Below are 22,323 nucleotides of genomic sequence, written 5' to 3'. Positions count from 1 at the left end.
AATACAGGAGTAAATGCTTACCCTGCAAATTTTAAACTTGTAGAGAAATGTACACAAAAAATTATTGTATAAAGCCAAAAAACAATTGGCATCTATATTGTTCAATATTTTTTGTAAATAAATTATTTTAATCAAAAAAATACTCACATGAAAAGTACAGAAAAAACTAATTCTCCTGCTAAAAGCAATGGGAATAGCACAAAAATGAAAACAATAAAAAGTGATCATGAGCAGTTGCTTAAATTTTTTGAAGATGGCTTAAAGGATATTTACTGGGCAGAAAAAGCATTGGTAAAAGCAATTCCGAAAATGATTAAAAATGCAACAGCCGAAGAGTTGAAAGAGGGTTTAACTAACCACCTTGCAGAAACAGAAGAGCAGGTTAAAAGAGTAGAAGAAGCTTTTGCGGCTGCTAACTTAAATGCGGTAGCTAAAAAATGCGAAGCTATGGCTGGCTTAATTAAAGAAGCAGAAGAAATTATGGCCGAATGTGAAGAAGGTGTAATGCGTGACGCAGGTATTATTGCTGCAGCACAAAAAGTAGAGCATTATGAAATTGCCACTTATGGTACTTTAACCGCTTACGCCCAAATACTGGGCATGCATGATGTTGCAGATCTTTTGCATCAAAACTTAGCCGAGGAAAAAGCTGCTGATGAAAAGTTAACAGAAATAACTTCGGATGTAGTGGCTATGCAGGAAGCATAATAAGTTACTGCCTGAAATATTTAAGCAGTGCCTTATAGTTTTGTAATTAAAAATATACTGTTTAAATATTTCAGGCTTTTTTAACAATCGAAAAATGTATCATGAAAACTAAAATAAATCCCCAAATGAAAATTATAATCCCCTTGCAGTATGAAAACCGGAATTCTTATAACTAAAGAAGGCAATGGAAAATTAAAAGAACATACTATTGTACCAACCCATGTCGATAACGATGGTAATCTTTGGTTTTTTACTAATGAGTGCAGCGATAAAGTAAATCCCATACCTGTAAATGGTAAAGTAAAGATTAGTTATGGTAACCCGAAAGACAATGATTATGTAGTAATACACGGAAATGCAATAATTGTAAAGGATAAAAAGAAAATGCTGGAACTATGGTCGGCTGTTGGTAAAGTATGGTTTGGTAATGGGTTGCATGAAAATGAATTGGCATTATTAAAAATAGTACCACTTAAAATAGAATACACTAAGGAAAATGGAAGGCATTAAGTTAATGCTTAAGTGATACCCCTCCTTATCCAAAAGGTTTATACCAGAAATCAAACGTAAAAAATATTTTACTTTTCATTTTTTTCGGGCTTTGGCGGCAATGGCATTATGTTTAGCCGGGTGAATGCAAATATTATGTGTATTAAATTATAGAGAAGAAAGGTAGAAACACAATATTTTTTTCTTTTAACCATATATAAATATTTGCCATGGAAAAAAAATCTTCGCTTCAAAAAAATAAGAAAAATTATTTCGATAAATTTTCTGCAGTTATAACCCATGCAACCGGCTCACCTGCTGCATTTATAAGTGCTTTAGCTGTCATAATTGTTTGGGCAGTTACTGGCCCGTTATTTAAATTTTCGGATACCTGGCAACTGGTAATAAATACCGGAACTACCATTATTACTTTTTTAATGGTATTCGTTATTCAGCAATCTCAAAACAAAGATACATTAGCCATACAGTTAAAACTAAATGAGCTTATTGCCAGCAGCGAAAAAGCAAGCAACCGCTTAATTGATGTTGAAGATTTAACAGACGAAGAATTAAAATTGCTGAAGAAATTTTATATAAAGCTTGCAGATCTTGCCGAACAAGAAAATGATATCCATATCAGCCATTCCTTAGACGAAGCGTCAGAAATAAGCAAACAAAAAAATAAATCAGTAAATAAAATAAGACCTGCTGAAAAAAAAGACAAATAATTTTTCGTACATTTTAATATGAACAAAACCGGCTTACTGCTGTTACAATATTTGCATTTACGCTATAATTTTAAAGTTGCAACTTATCACATTTACAAACAGGGGAATATTTTGTGCTAAAGGGAATTTTTATATTGATCCCTGGTTGCCTGTTGACCATGCAGTAATAACGCATGGCCATGCCGACCATGCAAGACGGGGAAGTAAACATTATTTGTGTCATAAATTTACTGCTCCAATTTTGCGCCTGCGTATAGATGCCAATTTAAGCATAAGCACTGTGGATTATAATGAAACTGTTTTTATTAACGGTGTAAAACTAAGCATGCATCCTGCCGGGCATATTATTGGCTCAGCGCAAATACGTTTGGAATATGAAGGATATGTTGCAGTAATTTCCGGGGATTACAAAACTGAGTATGATGGATTAAGCACTGCTTTTGAACCGGTGCGTTGTAATGAATTTGTTACTGAAAGTACATTTGGTTTACCCATATACAATTGGCTGCCGCAGCAAAAATTATTTGATGATATTAAAAAATGGATCGCCGGTAACCAGGCACAAAATAAAACCAGCGTTTTTATTGCCTACAGTTTGGGTAAAGCCCAGCGCCTGATGAAAGGGTTAGAAGGTGATGCAAAAATATTTGTACATAATGCTATTAATAATTTAAATACTGCTATTGAAAGTTGTGGTATTATATTGCCTGCAACACAAATTATAAATATGGAGATGAATAAAGCTGATGTGCAAAATAATATAGTGATTTTGCCACCAGCATTATTGGGTACCAACCTGATAAAAAAAATCCCCAATGCTGCTGTTGCAATTTGCAGTGGATGGATGCAGGTAAGGGGTAGCCGAAGATGGCAGGCTGCTGATGCAGGTTTTGCAGTTAGTGATCATGCAGACTGGAATGGTTTATTATCGGCAATTAAAGCTACGGGTGCACAAAAAGTTTTTGTAACACATGGCAGTACTGCCACTTTTAGTAAATATTTAAATGAAATTGGAATTGAAGCTGCAGAAGTTGCAACACAATATGGTAAGGAAGATGAGGAAATGATTGCAGAACCTGAAAAAACTGATGGATAAATTATGGAAAAATTTACAGCTTTTATTCAGCAGTTAGAAATAAGTAATAAAACCAACGATAAGATTGATGCTATTGTACATTATTTAAACGAAGCATCCGATGAAGATAAAATTTGGCTGGTTGCTTTATTTACAGGTAAGCGGCCAAAGAGAAGTATTAATACAGCACTGTTAAAAGAGTGGGCTGTAGAAATTGCAAATATTCCGGTATGGTTATTTACAGAATGCTATCATACAGTGGGAGATTTAGGAGAAACTATTGCACTGATATTACCTAAGCCCACTCAAAGAATTAAAAAAAATATTGCAGCCTGGATTAGTGAACTAGCGGCACTTACAAAACAAAGCGACGAAACAAAAAAACAATATGTGCTTAATGCATGGAGTGGCCTGGAGGTGCAGGAAAAATTAATTTTCAATAAATTAATTGGTGGAAGTTTCAGGGTAGGAGTATCGCATAAATTATTAGTAAATGCCATTGCAAAACAAACCGGTATTGAAGCCAATAAATTAATGCATAGTTTAATGGGCAAGTGGTTGCCCGGCCAAACAAATTATACAGATTTAATTAAAGGAGCTGATAGCGCAACTAATATTTCTCAACCTTATCCTTTTTGTTTGGCTTACCCAATTGAACAGGATATTAATACCATTGGTGCTGCTGAACAATGGCAGGCAGAGTGGAAATGGGATGGCATACGTGGACAAATTATAAAACGTAAAAATGAATTATTTATATGGAGCAGAGGAGAAGAATTGATTACACATCAATTTCCCGAATTGGAAAAATTAATTGATATTTTACCAGATGGGTGTGTAATAGACGGAGAAGTTTTAGCTTTTAATAACGGTCAGGTGCAATCTTTTAACAGCCTGCAAAAAAGGCTTAACCGAAAAACAGTTAGTAAAAAGCAACAGGAAGAAATACCCATCGGTTTTTATTGTTACGATCTGCTAGAATATGAGTATGAAGATTTTCGGGAAAAAAATTTAGCGGAAAGAAGAAGTACCTTAGAAAAATTAATTAACGCTTTACCCGAAAACAAGACAATTTTTTTATCACCTGTGATATCGTTTAATAGCTGGCAAGATCTGCAAATTAAAAGAGAACAATCAAGGGCAATGAACAGCGAAGGGTTAATGCTTAAAAAATTATCTTCTGTTTATAATACCGGCCGTAAAAGGGGCGACTGGTGGAAATGGAAGATTGAACCTTACAGTATTGATGCCGTAATGATTTACGCACAAAAAGGTGCAGGCCGCCGCAGTAATTTTTATACCGATTATACTTTTGCAGTAAAAGATGGCCATAAGTTGGTAAGTATTGCCAAAGCTTACTCTGGCCTTACTGATAAAGAAATAAAAGAAGTAGATAATTTTGTTAAGAGAAATGCTGTTGAAAAATTTGGCCCTGTACGAACTGTAAAACCTGAGCTGGTTTTCGAAATTGCTTTTGAAGGAATTGCAGAAAGCAGCCGTCATAAAGCAGGCATCGCTTTACGCTTTCCCCGTATAAAACGCTGGCGAAAAGATAAAGTTGCCGCTGAGATAAATACCATTGAAGATCTGCGGTTGTTATTAAAAAATTCGAAGTGATTACAATTGAAAACAACCGTCTGATAATGCAAAATAATTCCTCTGGGAACAAAAAAAAAGGATTACATTTTTTGTGTAATCCTTTTTTATAAAATCATTTTTTATTGCTTAAATATCTATCGCTTCCCCGTAAGCCGCAGCAGTTGCTTCTTTCAAACCTTCACTCATAGTAGGGTGAGGGTGAACAGCATTTAATATTTCATGTGCAGTAGTTTCTAATTTACGGGCCACAACAGCTTCAGCAATTATTTCGGTTACGTTCATGCCTATCATGTGACAGCCTAAAAATTCGCCGTACTTAGCATCGTAAATAACTTTTACAAAACCTTCTGTCGCACTTGAAGCAACAGCTTTACCGCTGGCAATAAATGGAAATTTACCTACTTTAACTTCATAACCGGCATCCTTGGCCGCTTTTTCTGTATAACCCACGCTTGCAATTTCGGGTGAGCAATAGGTACAACCAGGGATATTATTATAATCTAAAGGTTCAGGATGATGACCGCTTAAATGTTCTGCTGCATTAATACCTTCTTTGCTTGCAACGTGTGCCAAAGCCTGGCCGGGTGTGCAATCTCCAATGGCGTAAATTCCTTTTACTGCAGTCTGCTGATTGGCATCAACAACAATTTTTCCTTTTTCTGTTTTAATGCCTAATGCTTCCAGTCCAATATTTTCAATATTGGCAACAACACCTACAGCACTTAATAAAACATCGGCTTCTAAAATTACTTCGCCTGTTGCAGTTTTTACTTTCGCTTTTACGCCTGCACCACTGGTATCCACACTCAGCACTTCACTGCTGGTCATAATCGTCATGCCCTGTTTTTTAAATTGCTTTTCCAGTTCTTTACTAATGTCTTCATCTTCTACAGGTACAAGGCGTGGCATAAATTCTACCATTGTAATTTTTGTACCCATGCTGTTATAAAAATAAGCAAACTCACTTCCTATTGCACCGCTGCCGCAAATGATCATGCTTTTGGGTTGCGTAGGTAAGCTCATTGCTTTACGGTATTCAATTATTTTTGTACCATCAATCGGCAGGCTTGGTAATTCTCTTGCCCTGCCGCCGGTAGCGATGATAATATTTTTTGCTTCCTCCACTTTTTTTGTACCATCGGCTGCAGTAATTTCTAATTTGCCGGGAGCAATCAGTTTACCAAAACCCATTATCACATCAATCTTATTTTTCTTCATTAAAAATTGAATGCCTTTGCTCATTTTATCAGCCACACCACGGCTGCGGCCAATTACGCCGCCAAAGTCTGCCGAAGGGTCAGTAATATTAATACCATAATCTTTTGAATGTTTGGCATATTCAAATACCTGGGCGCTTTTTAATAAGGCTTTGGTAGGAATGCAACCCCAGTTGAGGCAAATGCCGCCGAGACTTTCTTTTTCCACAATTGCTACTTTTTTACCTAACTGACTTGCTCTTATTGCTGCCGGATAACCGCCGGGGCCACTGCCCAGCACTATTACATCGTATGCCATTGGTTCGTTAATTTGTTTATTAGTTAATTAGTTAAAACGTTTGCCGCATTAACTGTTTTTATGGAGTGGCAAAATTAACCTGAAATGTGTGATTAGCCAAAAGCTATTTGGAACCCTTTTTCAAAGACTTTTTCAACACTAATTACACGAATTAGCACAAATTAATCCGTGTAAATCCGTGTAATCCGTGGCTAAATTTTATTTAAGGCTTATTTTAACAGGCTGTGTAAACCCAATCAGCTAATTGTATGTATTTTTAAACCATGATTAAAAAGGCTGCTATTGTAATTGCATTTTTTTGTTTTGCTATTGCTGCTGAGGCGCAGCAAATTCCTATATTAAAGATGGCTGATGTAGTAAAAAATTTCAGCAATAAAAATGATACGGTATATGTGATAAACTTTTGGGCTACATTTTGCAAACCCTGTGTGGCAGAAATTCCCGGGTTTATAAAAATCACCGATAAATATAAAAACCAAAAAGTAAAATTATTGCTGGTGAGTTTAGACCTGCCATCTTTTTACCCTAAAAAAATTGCAAGTTTTGCTGCTAAAAATAATTTTAAAACCAATATCGCCTGGCTTGATGAAACCGATGCCGATTATTTTTGCCCGATGATTGATGAAAAATGGAGCGGCGCTATACCTGCAACTATTATTGTAAATACTAAAAAAGGTTATAAGAAATTTTTTGAGGCAGAGTTGAATGGGGAGGAATTTGAGATGGAGTTGAAGAAGGCGATGGAGGAAGTGAAAAAAGATGCTGCAGTAAATAAATTTATAAGCCCAATGAATGATGCAAAAATTATTGAACATAATAAGAAAGTTATGGATGCAGATTTCCTTTCTTATGGAGTTACTTTTAAAGCTAAGGATAGCACCGTCTATTCAATTAATGAAGGAGTAGTTGGTAATTGTTTAATTTTCGAGAATTCACAAGTTGTTATAATTGAGCAGCAAGGTTTTTCTTATTTCTACAATAACTTGAAGAACACGTTGGTAAAAAACGGCGATATAGTTAAGAAAGATCAGGTAATTGGTTTTGCTGCTACCGAATTTAATGAATCTTTGTATACATTAAATTTTAATCTTTTCAAACGAAGCAAACAGTTTCAAATTACAAAAGACGATTTTGTTATGCGTTCAAGTAATTCTAAAGATCACTCATTTGATCCAGTGAATGAGCCGGAGTGATTTTACTAAATCACTCATTTCTCTATCCGGTTAGTAAACCGCTTGTTCTTTTCTAAATTCATTAAATAATTGAATAGGAAGTGTTCCTGAGCCCAAAATAAGTAACAACCTTTACTGACAATAGTTTTATTGTTGAAGCTTATTTCAAAATTACTGTAAGAAGGGTGTGAACCGCAATGTCTTTTTTCAGAAAGTTGTGAAGGCATAGCATAAGATAAAGTGTCCAAAAATTGCTGGAACTCAATTTCCGATAATGTGCCTCTGATACTTTTCTTAGATTTTGTTTTTTGTCTTAGTCCTGAAGTAGTTTCAAGTATTATTTTACCAGAGCTGTCTATCCATACCTTCAGTTTATCGTTGTAATACCCGGTAAAACTGAATTTCTAATATTTGAACCTGGTGATGGTTTCTTTAAGGTGGTCTATGTTGGTAAAAAAGAAGTTGTACTTTTTTAGTAGAGAATATGAAGGTCTTTTGTAGTTGGTTTGAAGTATCAAAGAGTCGTTGTTCCGAAAAAGTATTTTGTACGACTTCCATTTTTCTACATATGTGTCAGGCCCGTTGAAATTCATCAGGGAGTAGCTACTTAAAATACAAATACTGTCCTGTTTAAATGAATATTTTGTAGGCCCATTAAAAGCTGTAATTGAACTGGAAAGCAGGGAGTCATTCATTAAATGCAAATATGCTGAAGGTTTTGTAATAGTATCGATATAGACCAATTCTTTTGATGTTGAATATTGACCAAATATATTGAGTTTGGACAAGATAACTAACGGGATCAAAGCGATTAAGCATTTCATAAATCTTTTTTGTTTTTCAAAAAATACTTTTTCTGCGTAACCTCCTGCACCGGCACATTATTAATCTTACTTTCCAGCCACGATATCACATCTAAATACATAAATGCCCTGGTTTCAAAACGCTTGTTTTCAAACTGCTTTAATTTGTGCAACAGCTTTTCAAATTCGGGTTTTAATTTATTAGCTGATACAGTTAATGCCTTGCGTAAAAATTTAAACATTTCTTCTTCCACCACACTAAGGTTATGCATTTTGGCCATAAAACGGTACACAGATTTGGCCAAATATTCCAGCAGTTGCAGGTTGCCTAATTCGTAATGAGCAATAAGGTGTAATAAACGGGCATAGCATTGCAGGTCGTTGCGTAAATCAACTTTCCAGTTTATTATTTTATTAAGATAATCTATCGTGGTTTCAAAATCGCCGGCACCAAAATACATGCAGGCAATTTTATAATAAATTACTAAAATGCGGTGGCGGTCAATATACAATTCGTAGGCAGTTAATTTTTCTTCAATGCCTTCAATCAGTAATAATCCGTCGGAAAAATTGCCGCTTAAAAAGTATTTGTTTAAAAGAGAAATAGAGTGGTACAAAAAACACTGAATAATATTATTTTGATTTTGCAATACAGTTTTGCTCTTGCAAAATTTTTCAAACTGTTTTAATGTTTCTGTTAATTTTTTATAATTACCTAAATTAAAATGCGATCCCATCAGGTTGTGCATGCCTTTAATATAGTGGCCACTTTCTATAGGAATCATATAAGGTTCTTCCTCAAAAAGATCTACCCATTTTTGTGTGTAACGGTAGTATTGTAAAAAATCCTGGCGAATAAAAGCCTTCCAGCAATAGCATTGGTACAGGTAAAGTTTTTCGTAAAAACTGTTAAGTTGCTGCACATTTTCCGGCAGGTTTGCATTCAAAAAAACTTTTACTGATTCTTCTTCTTCATCATCACGTGCAAAACCATTCTTAATATACCAGCCATACAATTGCAGCGCAAGGTTACTCAGTTTAGATATGTTGGATAAACTTTTATTTACATCATCAGCCTCTATGCTTAATTCCTCGGCCCGGTTTTTAAGGCTACGGGTAATGTATAGTCCTTCAATTTTTTTTTCAAAAAAAAGAGCTTGCTGCAGATAAGTGAGCTGGTTAAAACTCTTTGCCTGTTCTTTTAATTTGTCCAGCACTTTCAGGCTTTGCAGGTACAATCCCTTGTTGTATAAAATCCGGGCATAATCCATCTGTTCGTGCAGTTGAATATCAATATTGCTTTCATCCGTTATCAACCTCAGGCTCGATAAAATTTCTTTGTATAAATGGGCTTTTAAATTGCTGAGCTGTTGTTTTTTTATACTTTTACTTTTCTTTAATATAACAGCTTCATCATAGTCGTCCATTTTATCTAAAGCATCAAAAAGCTGTACAATTTTTAATTCTTCCGACGAAGTGTTTCTTTTAATATAAAGCTTAAAATTGCGCTTTTCACTTTTGCCAAGTGATTTTATTAACTGAAATAAGGTATCTGTATTGCGGTTGGGCATCGTAATTGAAAATCTTTAAAAGTCAATACAGGTAAGCATTTTGGCGAAAATTGCGGGTGTTATAAAACGTAAAAACCTTTCCCTTTTGATTTTCTGCTTAACTGCTGTTGAAGTAAATTTAGGGCAAGTTATTATATAAAATAAATAACCGGTTGTTTTAATAAATTTTTTTAAGCTATGCCAGGCAACAAAATTCATATTTTCGATACTACTTTAAGGGACGGCGAACAAGTACCCGGATGCAAATTAGTTACCAGTGAAAAGTTGGAGCTGGCTCTTCAATTAGAAGATTTGGGAGTGGATATTATTGAAGCTGGTTTCCCTATCAGCAGCCCCGGCGATTTTGCATCGGTTACCGAAATTTCTAAAGTAATTACTAAAGCAACTGTATGTGCATTAAGCCGTGCGGTACAAAAAGATATTGAAGCCGCAGGCGAAGCCATTAAACATGCTAAACGTCCACGGATACACACTGGTATCGGTACTTCCGATTCTCACATCAAAGCAAAATTCAACGCCACACAGAACGAGATTTTAGAAAGAGCTGTTCAGGCGGTTAAGTGGGCAAGAAAATATACCGATGATATAGAATTTTATGCCGAAGATGCAGGCAGGACCGGCAATGAATATTTAGCAAGAGTGATTGAAGCGGTTATTAAAGCAGGTGCAACTGTTGTAAATATTCCTGACACAACCGGTTATTGTTTGCCACACCAGTACGGCGAAAAAATTGCTTACTTAGTAAACAATGTTCCCAATATTGATAAAGCAATTATCAGTTGCCATTGCCATAATGATTTAGGATTGGCAACTGCCAACAGTATTGCAGGTGTAATTGCCGGAGCAAGACAAATTGAATGTACCATTAATGGTTTGGGCGAAAGGGCAGGCAATACATCGCTGGAAGAAGTGGTGATGGTAATTAAGCAGCATAAAGAATTAGGTTTATATACAGATATCAATGCAAAACAATTAAATCCACTTAGCCGCCTTGTAAGTGATATTATGCGTATGCCGGTTCAGCCTAACAAGGCTATTGTTGGTTCCAATGCATTTTCTCACTCTTCGGGTATTCACCAGGATGGGTTTTTAAAAGACACTACCACTTACGAAATTATTGCACCGGAAGAAGTAGGGGCCGACAGCAGCAAGATTGTACTAACGGCACGTAGTGGCCGCAGTGCTTTGGCGCACCGTTTTCAAAAATTAAATTTTCAGTTCGACAGGAATGATATTGATGCTTTATACGAATATTTTTTACAGGTAGCCGACAGTAAAAAGGTGGTGGAAGATGCCGACCTTACTGCAATGGCTTTACAGCATCAAAACAAAATATTAGCTACGGCTTAAAGTTTCTCATGCGTTTTAGTTTAGTTTTAGTTTAGTGGTGGGGGTTTGGCCCCCACTTTTTAAAAAAGAAAAATGGGGAAATCATTATTTGATAAAATTTGGGAAACACACATCGTTAAAAATATTGACGGAGGCCCTGCTGTTTTATATATCGATAAACATTTTATTCATGAAGTAACCAGTCCGCAGGCTTTTACTGGTTTAAATAAAAGAGGGATAAAAGTTTTTCGTCCCCAACAAACCATTGCCACTGCCGATCATAATGTGCCTACATTAAATCAGCATCTTCCTATTAAAGAAGAATTAGGAAGATTACAAGTGGAGGCTTTAATTAAAAATTGCGCTGAGCATAGTGTAGAATTATATGGATTGGGCCATCCTTTCCAGGGCATTGTACATGTAATTGGTCCGGAGCTGGGCATTACACAACCGGGTAACACAATTGTATGCGGCGACTCACACACAAGCACACACGGCGCATTTGGAGCAATTGCATTTGGTATTGGTACCAGCGAAGTGGAAATGGTGTTATCTACCCAATGTTTAATGCAAACCAAACCAAAATTAATGCGCATTAACATTGAAGGCGAGTTAAAAAATGGGGTAGTGTCGAAAGATATTGTGTTATATATATTAAGTAAGATAACAGCCAGCGGTGCAACAGGCCATGCGGTTGAATTTGCAGGCAGCGCTATTACCAGTTTAAGTATGGAAGCAAGAATGACCATTTGCAATATGAGTATTGAAATGGGTGCAAGGTGTGGTATGATTGCTCCTGATGAAACAACTTTCAATTATATAAAGGGCAGAAAATTTGCACCGGCAGCGGCGGAGTGGGATAAAAAATTAGCCTACTGGAAAACATTGTTTACAGACGCTGATGCAAACTTTGATAAAGAAATTACTTTAGATGCCGCCGACATTACACCAATGATAACTTACGGCACTAACCCGGGGATGGGCATTGGGGTAAATGAAAATATTCCAACACTTGCAGAGGTAAATGAAAATGATAAATCGGGCTTGGAAAAATCATTAGCTTATATGGGTTTGCAGCAAGGCTTGCCCATTAAAGGGCAAAAAATTGATTACGTTTTTATTGGCAGTTGTACCAATTCAAGAATAGAAGATCTGCGTTTGGTAGCAAATTTTGTACAGGGAAAAAAGAAAGCTGATAATGTGGAAGTATGGATTGTTCCCGGAAGTAAGCAGGTAGAAAAGCAGGCAATAGAAGAAGGTATTGATAAAATTTTTGAAGCAGCAGGTTTTCAATTACGTCAACCGGGTTGCTCTGCATGTTTAGGTATGAATGAAGATAAAATACCTGCAGGCAAATATTGCATCAGTACCAGCAACAGAAATTTTGAAGGAAGACAGGGTGCTGGAGCCAGAACTTTATTGGCAAGTCCTTTATCTGCAGCAGCAGCTGCGGTTACAGGTTTTGTAAGTGATGTACGAGAAATGCTTGCATAGTCTTGCATAAAACCCTTGGAGGGTTTGCTGGCACTAAAAATATTTGAATTGTTACAAAACCCTCCAAGGGTTTTAGAAAATTGATAAAGATTAATAATGAAAGAAGGTTTCAAAAATATAACCAGCACATTTGTTCCGTTGAAAAACGAAAATGTAGATACGGATCAAATTATTCCTGCAAGGTTTTTAAAAGCCACTACTAAAGATGGCTTTGGTAAAAATCTATTCAGAGACTGGCGTTATGAAAATGATAATGAGGCAACACCTAAAGCAGCTTTTGTTTTAAATCAACCGCAATACAAAGGTGATATTTTGGTTGCAGGAAAAAATTTTGGCTGCGGTTCTTCAAGAGAACATGCGGCATGGTCGATTGTTGATTATGGATTTAAAGTAGTGATATCAAGTTTTTTTGCAGATATTTTTAAAAATAATGCATTAAATAATGGCTTGTTGCCCATAACTGTTTCTGAAGATTTTGTACAAAAAATATTTGCGCAAGAAAACGATGCAACACTTTCTGTTGACCTGGAAGCACAAACCATTACTATTGACGCAACTGGAGAAAAAGAAAGTTTTGAAATAAACAGTTATAAAAAAACCTGTATGATCAATGGGTATGATGATATTGATTATTTATTGAACAGCATAACTGAAATAGAAAATTTTGAAAAACAATCCCTATAAATAATTTATGATTAATAGAGAAACCAAAATAAAAAATGGTAGTTCCTCCCCTTCGGGGAGGCTAGGAGGGGCTAAGATAATTGCAGTAATCGAAGGTGACGGCATCGGGCCGGAAGTAACTAAACAGTCAGTAAAAGTATTGAATGCTATTGCTGAACAATTTGGCCATGAGTTTGAATACAAATATTGTTTGTTGGGTGCAGATGCGATTGATAAAACAGGAACACCGCTACCAACAGAAACTATTGATATTTGTTTAGACAGCGATGCAATTTTATTTGGTGCTATCGGTCATCCAAAATACGACAATGACCCAACGGCAAAGGTTAGACCGGAACAAGGTTTACTTGGAATAAGGAAAGCATTGCAGTTATTCGCCAACATTCGCCCTATTACAACTTATTCTTCGTTGCATCATTTATCTCCGCTAAAAACAAAAAATATTGAAGGGGTAGATTTTATCATTTTCAGAGAATTAACCGGCGGTATATATTTTGGTAAAAAGGAAACCAATGAAGAACAAACTTATGCGTATGACGAATGTGCATACAGCAAAGAAGAAATAGAAAGGGTTGCACATTTGGCTTTTCAATCGGCGCAAACGAGAAGAAAAAAATTAACACTGGTTGATAAAGCCAATGTATTAGAAACATCCCGGCTTTGGAGAAAAGTAGTAAAAGAATTAGCGGTACAATATCCTGATGTAGTATTAGATTTTTTATTTGTTGATAATGCAGCAATGCAGATCATTCTTAATCCAAAACAATTTGATGTAATACTTACCGAAAATATGTTTGGTGATATTATCAGTGATGAGGCAAGTGTGATAAGTGGTTCATTAGGTTTATTGCCTTCAGCCTCTGTTGGAAATAAAACAGCTTTGTTTGAACCAATTCATGGTTCTTATCCGCAGGCCACAGGAAAAGATATTGCTAATCCAATTGGTTCAATTCTTTCTGCAGCCATGTTGCTGGATTATTTTGAATTAAGAGAAGAAGCGGCTTTGGTTAGAGAAGCAGTAGAGTGGACATTGGCGAATCAATTTGTTACTAAAGATATTGAACCCATCAATTTTTATTTTACAACTACTATAGGCGAATTGATCAGTGATTATATTGGTAATAAAATTCCGGGAAGATTGAATAAAGAAAATATTGAGTTGAGAAAATCAACTATTATATAAATATCCACTTTTACAGGAAGGGACAACATTACGAATTGGGCTTTAACGATTGCTTGCTGTTTGAAAAATAAATAATTAACTAGTTCTTTGGTTTTTATTTTTAGTGTAGGTATATTTGTGTAATAACATTCCTTTATGTTGAGCAACAAATTAAATAATGTCATTACCAAAATCGCAGTAATTATTATTGCGGTTGTCATTATTATACCTGCACTGCATGGAGGAGGAGCAAGCTTATAAAATAAAATTAAAATTATACAGCGACCCGCCTCCAAAAAGGCGGGTCGTTTTTTTTACCTCACCTATCCTCTCCTGCAGGAGAGGGAAATGAAGAAGATCATTGCGAAGAATGAAAATGAGGTTATGGTTTAGAATAGTTCCTTAGGAACTTAAGGTGGGTAGAAAATTAGGATATTTTTTTTCAACATCCCGTAGGAACGACAGGTGCTTTTGCAAAACATAATTAAAGCTCAATAAAGAGATACAGTTGAAGAGTGCGACGCCAATGAAGATGAATAAAGAACAAATGATTGTAACAAAATTATTTTAATAAAACACAATTTATTCCCCTTTAGGGGATAGGGGTATGGAATTAAATAAATATTCAAAAACATTAACTCAAGACGAAACACAACCGGCTGCACAAGCCATGTTGTACGGCATTGGTTTAACAGAAAATGATTTAAAAAAACCACAGGTAGGTGTATGCAGTATGGGTTACGATGGTAATACCTGCAATATGCATTTAAACGATTTGGCAAAAATCGCAAAACAAGGCGTGTGGGATAATGATTTGGTAGGATTAATTTTTAATACCATTGGCATCAGCGATGGTATCAGTAATGGAACAGACGGTATGCGGTACAGTTTGGTAAGCCGTGATTTAATTGCAGACAGTATTGAAGCAGTGTGTGGTGGATTTTATTACGATGGATTAATTGCATTACCGGGTTGCGATAAAAATATGCCCGGCGCAATTATGGCCATGGGAAGATTGAACCGTCCATCGATTATGGTGTACGGCGGAACTATTGCTGCAGGGCATTACAAAGGCGAAGAGTTAAATATCATTTCTTCTTTTGAAGCGCTGGGAAAAAAAATTGCAGGCACCATTACGCCGGAAGATTTTAAAGAAATAGTAAAACACAGTTGCCCCGGCGCTGGTGCATGCGGTGGCATGTACACTGCCAATACTATGGCCAGTGCGATTGAAGCATTGGGTATGAGTTTGCCTTATTCTTCCAGTAACCCTGCATTGAGTGAAGAAAAAAAACAAGAATGTTTAGATGCAGGTAAAGCTATAAAAATTTTATTGGAGAAAGATGTGAAGCCAAAAGATATTATGACGAAGAAAGCATTTGAAAATGCGATCACACTCATTATGATTTTTGGTGGAAGTACTAATGCCGTGTTGCATTTAATTGCAATGGCAAAAGCTGTGGATGTGGATGTAACGTTAAATGATTTTCAAATCATCAGTGATAAAACACCGGTGCTGGCCGATTTTAAACCCAGCGGAAAATATTTAATGCAGGAGTTACATACACATGGTGGCGTACCCGCTGTAATGAAATATTTACTGGATAAAGGTTTGTTGCATGGCGATTGTTTAACGGTAACAGGAAAAACTGTAGCAGAAAATTTAAAAAATACTGAGCCAATAAATTTTGAAACACAAAAAATAATTTATCCATTAGAGCAACCTTTAAAAGCAACAGGCCATTTACAAATTTTATTTGGCAACCTTGCCGAAAAAGGAAGTGTTGCAAAAATAAGTGGTAAAGAAGGCGAACGTTTTGTTGGGCCTGCTAGAGTATTTGATGGAGAAAAAGATTTGGTTGCAGGTATTGCCAATGGCAGAGTAAAAAAAGGTGATGTTGTAGTAATAAAAAATGAAGGCCCCAAAGGTGCACCTGGCATGCCTGAAATGTTGAAACCAACAAGTGCCATTACAGGCGCAGGTTTAGGAAAAGATGTGGCATTAATTACAGATGGAAGATTCAGCGGCGGCAGTCATGGTTTTGTGGTGGGCCATATTACACCCGAAGCATTCAATGGTGGTTTAATTGCATTGGTGCATGACGATGATGAAATTGAAATTGATGTGGCTACAAAAAAAATGACGTTGAAAGTGAGCGAAGCAATTATTGCCGAACGCCGAAAAAAATGGCAACAACCAGCTTTAAAAGTTACCAAAGGAGTTTTGTATAAATACGCACAATGCGTAAAAGATGCAAGTTTGGGTTGTGTAACTGACGAAGCTTAGCCTCTCCGCTCCTAAAGGGAAACATTGGAGTCTCAAAATTTTGGAAGTATTAATATAGTTGAAGAGAATTAAATATTTTTTATGGAAGCAGTTCAAGAAATAAAAGAGGTAACGAAAAAACAGAGTGCTGCCAAGTTCCCCCTTCAGGGGGCGGAGGGGGCTCTGGCTATTTCCGGTTCCATTGCCGTCTTAGAAGCTTTGATCGCCGAAGGCCTAGAAACAATTTTTGGTTATCCGGGTGGCGCTATAATGCCCATCTACGATGCATTGTATGACTATAAAGAAAAGTTAGAACATATTTTAGTTCGTCACGAACAGGGAGCCATACACGCCGCACAGGGTTATGCAAGAGTGAGTGGAAAAACGGGTGTGGTGTTTGCAACAAGCGGCCCCGGTGCAACCAATTTAGTTACTGGGCTGGCTGATGCCATGATTGACAGTACACCTGTGGTTTGCATTACCGGACAGGTGTTTGCACATTTATTAGGAACCGATGCTTTCCAGGAAACAGATGTTATAAATATAACTACACCAGTTACCAAATGGAATTACCAGGTAACGGATGCCACAGAAATTCCTGCGGTATTGGCAAAAGCATTTTACATTGCTGGTAGCGGAAGGCCGGGACCAGTGTTGATTGACATTACTAAAAATGCTCAGCTGCAAAAATTCGATTATGAAGGCTATAAAAAATGCGATCATATCCGCAGCTATCGCCCTGCACCAATTGTACGTGCAGCATATATTGAACAAGCTGCCGAATTAATTAATAAAGCAGAAAGGCCATTTATAATTTTTGGACAAGGCGTTATTTTAGGTAAAGCAGAAAATGAATTTATAAATTTTATTGAGAAGAGTGGTATTCCATCTGCGTGGACAATTATGGGTATGAGTGCTATACCAACTTATCATCCGCTGGCCGTTGGTATGTTAGGTATGCATGGTAATTACGGTCCCAATGTTTTAACTAATGAGTGCGATGTGTTGATTGCAATCGGCATGCGTTTCGATGATCGTGTAACCGGCCGCTTAGATAAATATGCCAAGCAGGCAAAAGTTATTCATTTAGATATTGATCCGTCAGAGATTGATAAAAATGTAAAAACAACAGTACCGGTTTGGGGCGATTGCAAAGAAACTTTACCCATGCTTACAGCAATGGTGCAACAAAAAACACATACAGCATGGCTGAATAAATTCAATGAATATAAAAAGAAGGAAGAAGAAAAATGTATTAATGATGAATTAAACCCGGTTACTGATGAGTTGACCATGGGTGAAGTTATTAATCTATTAAATGAATTAACTAACGGCGACGCAGTTATTGTAACCGATGTTGGCCAGCACCAGATGGTGGCCTGCCGTTATGCAAAATACAATCACAGTAAAAGTAATATTACCAGCGGTGGATTGGGTACAATGGGTTTTGCATTGCCCACTGCAATTGGTGCAAAATATGGTGCACCAGAAAGAACAGTTATTGCTATTGCAGGCGATGGTGGTATTCAAATGACTATCCAGGAATTAGGTACTATCATGCAATTTAAAACTGCTGTAAAAATTATTATTCTTAATAATCAATTTTTAGGAATGGTGCGCCAGTGGCAACAATTGTTTCACGAAAAAAGATATTCTTTTGTTGATATCACCAGTCCCGACTTTGTTGCGGTAGCAAAAGGATATTATATTGATGGGCAAAAAGTTAGTGAAAGGCAACATTTAAAAACTGCATTACAAACCATGTTAAATCATAACGGAAGTTATTTATTAGAAGTAATGGTAGGTAAAGAAAATAATGTATTCCCGATGGTGCCGCAGGGCAGGGGAGTATCAGAAATAATTTTGAGTAAAGAAGAACTGTAGGCCCCTGTCCCCTAAAGGGGAACTTGGATTGAAAACTATTTAAAAAAAGGAAAGCTCTTTAATTGTAACTGATAATTATGTAACCGGCGATAGAACTGCTATTTAGCATAGTTGCGTCGCACTCTTGTACTTTTTGTTCTTTATTCAACATTTAATGCAGGCAGTATTAAAAATATAATTAAGTATTATGTCCGAAGAAAAAAATAAAGTAATAACTCAAACTTCCTCTCACATGGAAAAGGCTGTAGGTAAGTTGGAATATACTGTAACCGTATACACCGAAAATCAGATTGGTTTATTAAACCGTATTGCTATTATTTTTTCAAGAAGAAAAATTAATATAGATAGTTTGAATACATCGCCGAGTGAAATTGATAGCGTACATCGTTTTACAATTGTTATCAACGAGTCGGAAGAAGTAGTACGTAAGGTTTGTCGCCAGATAGAAAAGCAGGTGGAAGTTTTAAAAGTTTATTATAATACTAACGAGGAAATTATCTGGCAGGAACTAGCCTTATACAAAGTGCCTACAGAAATTATTGCAGAAGAAGTTAAAGTAGAAAGATTATTAAGTCAGCATGGCGCAAAAGCAGTTGTAATAAGAAAAGATTATACAGTATTTGAAGTGTCCGGACAAAGAGAAGAAACCGATAATTTAATAAAAGTATTAGAACCATTTGGCTTGATCGAATTTGTACGCAGTGCAAGAATTGCGATCATAAAAAACAGCGAAGGCTTTCATAAAAAATTAAGTGAGTTTGAATATAAAGAACCGGGCGAAGAAGCAGTAGAAAACGAATTTTTAAATCAGAACGAAGAAGTGTTTTCGATGTAATTTTCTGGGTGAGTTACCCCCGCAGGGTGACTCACCTAGAAAATTACATGCTTTAGTAAATTAAAAATAATAAATTAAAAACAACTCCATTCACCCCTTTAGGGGATGGGGGTAAAACAATCAACAAAAGATGGGAAATTATTTTAACACATTGCCATTAAGAGAACAGTTAAATCAATTGGGTGTATGTGAGTTTATGGATATCAGCGAATTTTCAAATGGCGTAAATGCATTGAAAGGAAAAAAAATGGTGATCGTTGGTTGTGGTGCACAGGGTTTAAATCAGGGATTAAATTTAAGAGATTCTGGTTTAGATGTTTCTTATGCTTTGCGTCAGGAAGCAATTGATGCTAAAAGACAATCTTGGAAAAATGCAACTGAAAATAATTTTACTGTTGGTACGTATGAAGAATTAATTCCAACGGCTGATTTAGTATTGAATCTTACACCAGATAAACAACACACAGCAGTTGTGGCTGCGGTAATGCCATTGATGAAAAAAGGTGCAACGCTTTCTTATTCTCATGGTTTTAATATTGTAGAAGAGGGAACGCAAATAAGAAAAGACCTTACCGTAATAATGGTAGCACCAAAGTGTCCGGGTTCAGAAGTTCGTGCTGAATATGTACGTGGTTTTGGTGTACCTACATTAATTGCAGTGCATCCCGAAAATGATCCCGAAGGAAAAGGATTGGAGCAGGCAAAAGCTTATGCTGCAGGAACAGGCGGACATAAAGCAGGTGTATTACGTTCATCATTTGTGGCAGAAGTAAAGTCTGATCTGATGGGTGAGCAAACTATTTTATGTGGGTTGTTGCAAACCGGTTCAATACTTTGTTTTAATAAAATGGTAGAGAAGGGAATTGATAAAGGCTATGCTTCTAAGTTAGTACAATATGGTGTGGAAGTAATTACAGAAGCATTAAAGCAGGGTGGTATTACTGCCATGATTGACAGATTATCGAACGCTGCTAAAATAAAAGCGTTTGAATTATCAGAAGAATTAAAAACCATTATGCGTCCGTTGTTTCAAAAACACCAGGATGATATTATGAGCGGAGAGTTTAGTAAAACTATGATGATAGATTGGGCCAACAACGATAAGAACTTATTAGCATGGCGTGCTGCAACAGGCGAAACAGCTTTTGAAAAAACTCCGGCAGGTGATATGAAAATTGCTGAGCAGGAATATTTTGATAACTGCTTATTGTTTGTAGCCATGATACGTGCTGGCGTTGAACTTGCTTTTGAAACTATGGTGGAAGCTGGTATAAAAGAAGAATCTGCCTATTACGAATCATTACATGAAACACCATTGATTGCAAATACCATTGCCCGTAAAAAATTATTCGAAATGAACAGGGTAATTTCTGATACGGCAGAGTATGGTTGCTATTTGTTTGATCATGCCTGTAAACCTTTGCTTGCAGATTTTATGGCAAAAATTGACACTGATGTAATTGGTAAAAATTACAACACAGGTAAGGATGGTGGTGTAGATAATAAAACTTTAATTGCAGTAAACAAAGTATTACGTTCTCATCCTGTAGAAAAAATTGGTACGCAATTAAGAGAGGCAATGACTGCAATGAAATCGATAAGCACCAATGCTTAATATTATGGATACAACAGTGAACACGATATTGAATTTTGCAGATGCTGCCCAACGTTTAAAAAGCGTGGTGAACAGAACGCCGCTTACTTTTAATTTGAATCTTTCAAAAAAATACCAGTGCAATATTTTTTTAAAAAGAGAAGATCTACAGGTGGTTCGTTCATATAAATTACGTGGCGCCTATAATATGATGAGTAGTTTGTCTGCTGAGCAATTACAGCGTGGCGTTGTATGTGCCAGTGCAGGTAATCATGCACAGGGCTTTGCTTACAGTTGTAAAAAATTAAATTGTAAAGGCGTGGTGTTTATGCCGGTGATTACACCCAATCAAAAAATTAGTCAAACAAAAATGTTTGGTGAAGATAATGTTACTGTAAAATTAGTAGGTGATACATTTGACGATTGTGCTATAGCTGCAAAAAAATATACCGAAGAAAACAACATGGTATTCATTCCTCCTTTTGATGATTACAAAATTATTGAAGGACAGGGAACTGTAGGTGTGGAAATTTTAGAACAGTTAAATGAAGAAGAAAATATTTCATATCAATCTTCGGAACGATCTTCTACATATCCCTTCCCCTTGGGGAGGATAGGAGGGGCCGATTTTCTTTTCATTCCTGTTGGCGGCGGTGGATTGAGCGCAGGTGTGGGAACTTATTTTAAAACCTTTTCTCCAAAAACAAAAATTATTGGAGTAGAACCGGAGGGTGCACCCAGTATGTTTGAAGCGTTGAAAGCAGGCCACCCGGTTACGTTAGATAATATAGAACGCTTTGTTGACGGTGCTGCAGTAAAACGTGTGGGTGAAATAACTTTTACTGTTTGTAAAGATGTTTTGGATGATATGCATTTGGTGCCGGAAGGAAAAGTATGCACCACCATTTTAAAATTATATAATGAGGATGCTATTGTTGTAGAACCGGCAGGGGCATTAAGTATTGCAGCACTGGATGATTATGCAGCTGAAATAAAAGGAAAAAATGTGGTGTGCATTATTGGAGGTGGTAATAATGATATCGACCGCATGCAGGAAATAAAAGAACGCAGCCTGCAATACGAAGGGTTGAAACATTATTTTTTAATTCGCTTTGCACAGCGGCCCGGAGCATTGAAGGAATTTGTAAATCATGTGTTAGGCGAAAATGATGATATCACAAGGTTTGAATACATGCAAAAACATAACAAAGAAACCGGCCCTGCATTGGTGGGTATTGAATTGAAAACAAAAGAAGATTACGAAGTGTTGTTAAAAAAATTAGATCAGTATCATATTAATTATACGGAACTGAAAAGTGGAGATAATGCGTTTGGGTATTTGGTGTAGCCCCCTCCGGCCCCCTGAAGTGGGAACTGTGGCGGAGATTGATAAAACTGATTGAAAATAGAAATGG

17 protein-coding genes are annotated in these 22,323 nt (G+C 36.4%); 15 read left to right on the top strand and 2 right to left on the bottom strand.

The window, feature by feature from the left end; translation table 11 throughout:
* Positions 1-147: 147 nt before the first annotated feature.
* The 5 genes from ACY651_RS19245 (at position 148) to ACY651_RS19225 (ending at position 4,617) form a co-directional block, all read left to right on the top strand.
* Positions 148-708 carry a ferritin-like domain-containing protein gene (locus ACY651_RS19245; RefSeq protein ID WP_462255133.1) on the top strand — a complete coding sequence of 187 codons (561 nt, stop codon included), beginning with the start codon at positions 148-150 and terminating at the stop codon, positions 706-708.
* 150 nt (positions 709-858) lie between these two features.
* Positions 859-1,218, top strand: a complete 360-nt coding sequence (locus ACY651_RS19240; protein WP_462255132.1) for a pyridoxamine 5'-phosphate oxidase family protein — start codon at positions 859-861, stop codon at positions 1,216-1,218.
* A 209-nt stretch (positions 1,219-1,427) separates the two neighbouring features.
* The gene (locus ACY651_RS19235; RefSeq protein WP_462255131.1) at positions 1,428-1,925 is read left to right on the top strand and encodes a low affinity iron permease family protein; all 498 of its coding nucleotides are present in this window, start codon (positions 1,428-1,430) and stop codon (positions 1,923-1,925) included.
* A 76-nt stretch (positions 1,926-2,001) separates the two neighbouring features.
* Positions 2,002-3,021, top strand: coding sequence for a ligase-associated DNA damage response exonuclease (locus ACY651_RS19230; protein ID WP_462255130.1), 1,020 nt, complete (start codon positions 2,002-2,004; stop codon positions 3,019-3,021).
* A 3-nt stretch (positions 3,022-3,024) separates the two neighbouring features.
* Positions 3,025-4,617 (top strand): ATP-dependent DNA ligase, encoded by a 1,593-nt coding sequence (locus tag ACY651_RS19225; RefSeq protein WP_462255129.1) that lies wholly within the window; start codon positions 3,025-3,027, stop codon positions 4,615-4,617.
* Positions 4,618-4,725: 108 nt separating this feature from the next.
* Here the strand turns inward: ACY651_RS19225 and lpdA are convergent, their stop codons facing one another.
* Positions 4,726-6,114: a dihydrolipoyl dehydrogenase gene (gene lpdA / locus ACY651_RS19220; protein ID WP_462255128.1), complete on the bottom strand. Its 1,389-nt coding sequence runs from the start codon at positions 6,112-6,114 to the stop codon at positions 4,726-4,728.
* Between the two features lie 263 nt (positions 6,115-6,377).
* Between lpdA and ACY651_RS19215 the strand changes: the two genes are divergently transcribed.
* A complete protein-coding gene (locus tag ACY651_RS19215) occupies positions 6,378-7,307 on the top strand; it encodes a redoxin domain-containing protein (protein WP_462255127.1) in 930 nt (309 codons plus the stop codon).
* Between the two features lie 799 nt (positions 7,308-8,106).
* Here ACY651_RS19215 and ACY651_RS19210 read toward each other — a convergent pair.
* On the bottom strand, positions 8,107-9,660 hold the full coding sequence (locus ACY651_RS19210) for a hypothetical protein (RefSeq protein WP_462255126.1): 1,554 nt from the start codon (positions 9,658-9,660) through the stop codon (positions 8,107-8,109).
* A 177-nt stretch (positions 9,661-9,837) separates the two neighbouring features.
* Here ACY651_RS19210 and ACY651_RS19205 point away from each other — a divergent pair, with 177 nt between their 5' ends.
* The 9 genes from ACY651_RS19205 (at position 9,838) to ilvA (ending at position 22,256) form a co-directional block, all read left to right on the top strand.
* On the top strand, positions 9,838-11,010 hold the full coding sequence (locus ACY651_RS19205) for a 2-isopropylmalate synthase (RefSeq protein WP_462255125.1): 1,173 nt from the start codon (positions 9,838-9,840) through the stop codon (positions 11,008-11,010).
* A 72-nt stretch (positions 11,011-11,082) separates the two neighbouring features.
* A complete protein-coding gene (gene leuC / locus ACY651_RS19200; RefSeq protein ID WP_462255124.1) occupies positions 11,083-12,483 on the top strand; it encodes a 3-isopropylmalate dehydratase large subunit in 1,401 nt (466 codons plus the stop codon).
* A gap of 96 nt (positions 12,484-12,579) precedes the next feature.
* Positions 12,580-13,167, top strand: a complete 588-nt coding sequence (gene leuD, locus ACY651_RS19195; protein ID WP_462255123.1) for a 3-isopropylmalate dehydratase small subunit — start codon at positions 12,580-12,582, stop codon at positions 13,165-13,167.
* A gap of 7 nt (positions 13,168-13,174) precedes the next feature.
* A complete protein-coding gene (gene leuB / locus ACY651_RS19190; RefSeq protein ID WP_462255122.1) occupies positions 13,175-14,350 on the top strand; it encodes a 3-isopropylmalate dehydrogenase in 1,176 nt (391 codons plus the stop codon).
* Positions 14,351-14,936: 586 nt separating this feature from the next.
* Positions 14,937-16,616, top strand: coding sequence for a dihydroxy-acid dehydratase (gene ilvD / locus ACY651_RS19185; protein ID WP_462255121.1), 1,680 nt, complete (start codon positions 14,937-14,939; stop codon positions 16,614-16,616).
* A gap of 81 nt (positions 16,617-16,697) precedes the next feature.
* Positions 16,698-18,479 (top strand): biosynthetic-type acetolactate synthase large subunit, encoded by a 1,782-nt coding sequence (gene ilvB, locus ACY651_RS19180; protein ID WP_462255120.1) that lies wholly within the window; start codon positions 16,698-16,700, stop codon positions 18,477-18,479.
* A 187-nt stretch (positions 18,480-18,666) separates the two neighbouring features.
* The gene (gene ilvN, locus ACY651_RS19175; protein ID WP_462255119.1) at positions 18,667-19,314 is read left to right on the top strand and encodes an acetolactate synthase small subunit; all 648 of its coding nucleotides are present in this window, start codon (positions 18,667-18,669) and stop codon (positions 19,312-19,314) included.
* Positions 19,315-19,444: 130 nt separating this feature from the next.
* Complete coding sequence (ilvC, locus tag ACY651_RS19170; RefSeq protein ID WP_462255118.1) at positions 19,445-20,929, top strand: ketol-acid reductoisomerase; 1,485 nt, start codon at positions 19,445-19,447, stop codon at positions 20,927-20,929.
* Between the two features lie 4 nt (positions 20,930-20,933).
* Complete coding sequence (ilvA, locus tag ACY651_RS19165; protein ID WP_462255117.1) at positions 20,934-22,256, top strand: threonine ammonia-lyase IlvA; 1,323 nt, start codon at positions 20,934-20,936, stop codon at positions 22,254-22,256.
* Positions 22,257-22,323: the final 67 nt, after the last annotated feature.

The organism is Ferruginibacter sp., from assembly GCF_031391665.1.
Classification (GTDB): Bacteria; Bacteroidota; Bacteroidia; order Chitinophagales; family Chitinophagaceae; genus Ferruginibacter.
This window is presented reverse-complemented; position numbering and strand designations above follow the sequence as displayed.

Bases quoted from the DNA above. Each gene is read 5' to 3' on its own strand.
- leuB (WP_462255122.1), top strand. From the start codon at position 13,175: ATGATTAATAGAGAAACCAAAATAAAAAATGGTAGTTCCTCCCCTTCG.
- ilvC (WP_462255118.1), top strand. From the start codon at position 19,445: ATGGGAAATTATTTTAACACATTGCCATTAAGAGAACAGTTAAATCAA.
- ilvB (WP_462255120.1), top strand. From the start codon at position 16,698: ATGGAAGCAGTTCAAGAAATAAAAGAGGTAACGAAAAAACAGAGTGCT.
- ACY651_RS19235 (WP_462255131.1), top strand. From the start codon at position 1,428: ATGGAAAAAAAATCTTCGCTTCAAAAAAATAAGAAAAATTATTTCGAT.
- ACY651_RS19205 (WP_462255125.1), top strand. From the start codon at position 9,838: ATGCCAGGCAACAAAATTCATATTTTCGATACTACTTTAAGGGACGGC.
- ACY651_RS19240 (WP_462255132.1), top strand. From the start codon at position 859: ATGAAAACCGGAATTCTTATAACTAAAGAAGGCAATGGAAAATTAAAA.
- ilvA (WP_462255117.1), top strand. From the start codon at position 20,934: ATGGATACAACAGTGAACACGATATTGAATTTTGCAGATGCTGCCCAA.
- leuC (WP_462255124.1), top strand. From the start codon at position 11,083: ATGGGGAAATCATTATTTGATAAAATTTGGGAAACACACATCGTTAAA.
- lpdA (WP_462255128.1), bottom strand. From the start codon at position 6,114: ATGGCATACGATGTAATAGTGCTGGGCAGTGGCCCCGGCGGTTATCCG.
- ACY651_RS19245 (WP_462255133.1), top strand. From the start codon at position 148: ATGAAAAGTACAGAAAAAACTAATTCTCCTGCTAAAAGCAATGGGAAT.
- leuD (WP_462255123.1), top strand. From the start codon at position 12,580: ATGAAAGAAGGTTTCAAAAATATAACCAGCACATTTGTTCCGTTGAAA.
- ilvN (WP_462255119.1), top strand. From the start codon at position 18,667: ATGTCCGAAGAAAAAAATAAAGTAATAACTCAAACTTCCTCTCACATG.
- ACY651_RS19210 (WP_462255126.1), bottom strand. From the start codon at position 9,660: ATGCCCAACCGCAATACAGATACCTTATTTCAGTTAATAAAATCACTT.
- ACY651_RS19215 (WP_462255127.1), top strand. From the start codon at position 6,378: ATGATTAAAAAGGCTGCTATTGTAATTGCATTTTTTTGTTTTGCTATT.
- ACY651_RS19225 (WP_462255129.1), top strand. From the start codon at position 3,025: ATGGAAAAATTTACAGCTTTTATTCAGCAGTTAGAAATAAGTAATAAA.
- ilvD (WP_462255121.1), top strand. From the start codon at position 14,937: ATGGAATTAAATAAATATTCAAAAACATTAACTCAAGACGAAACACAA.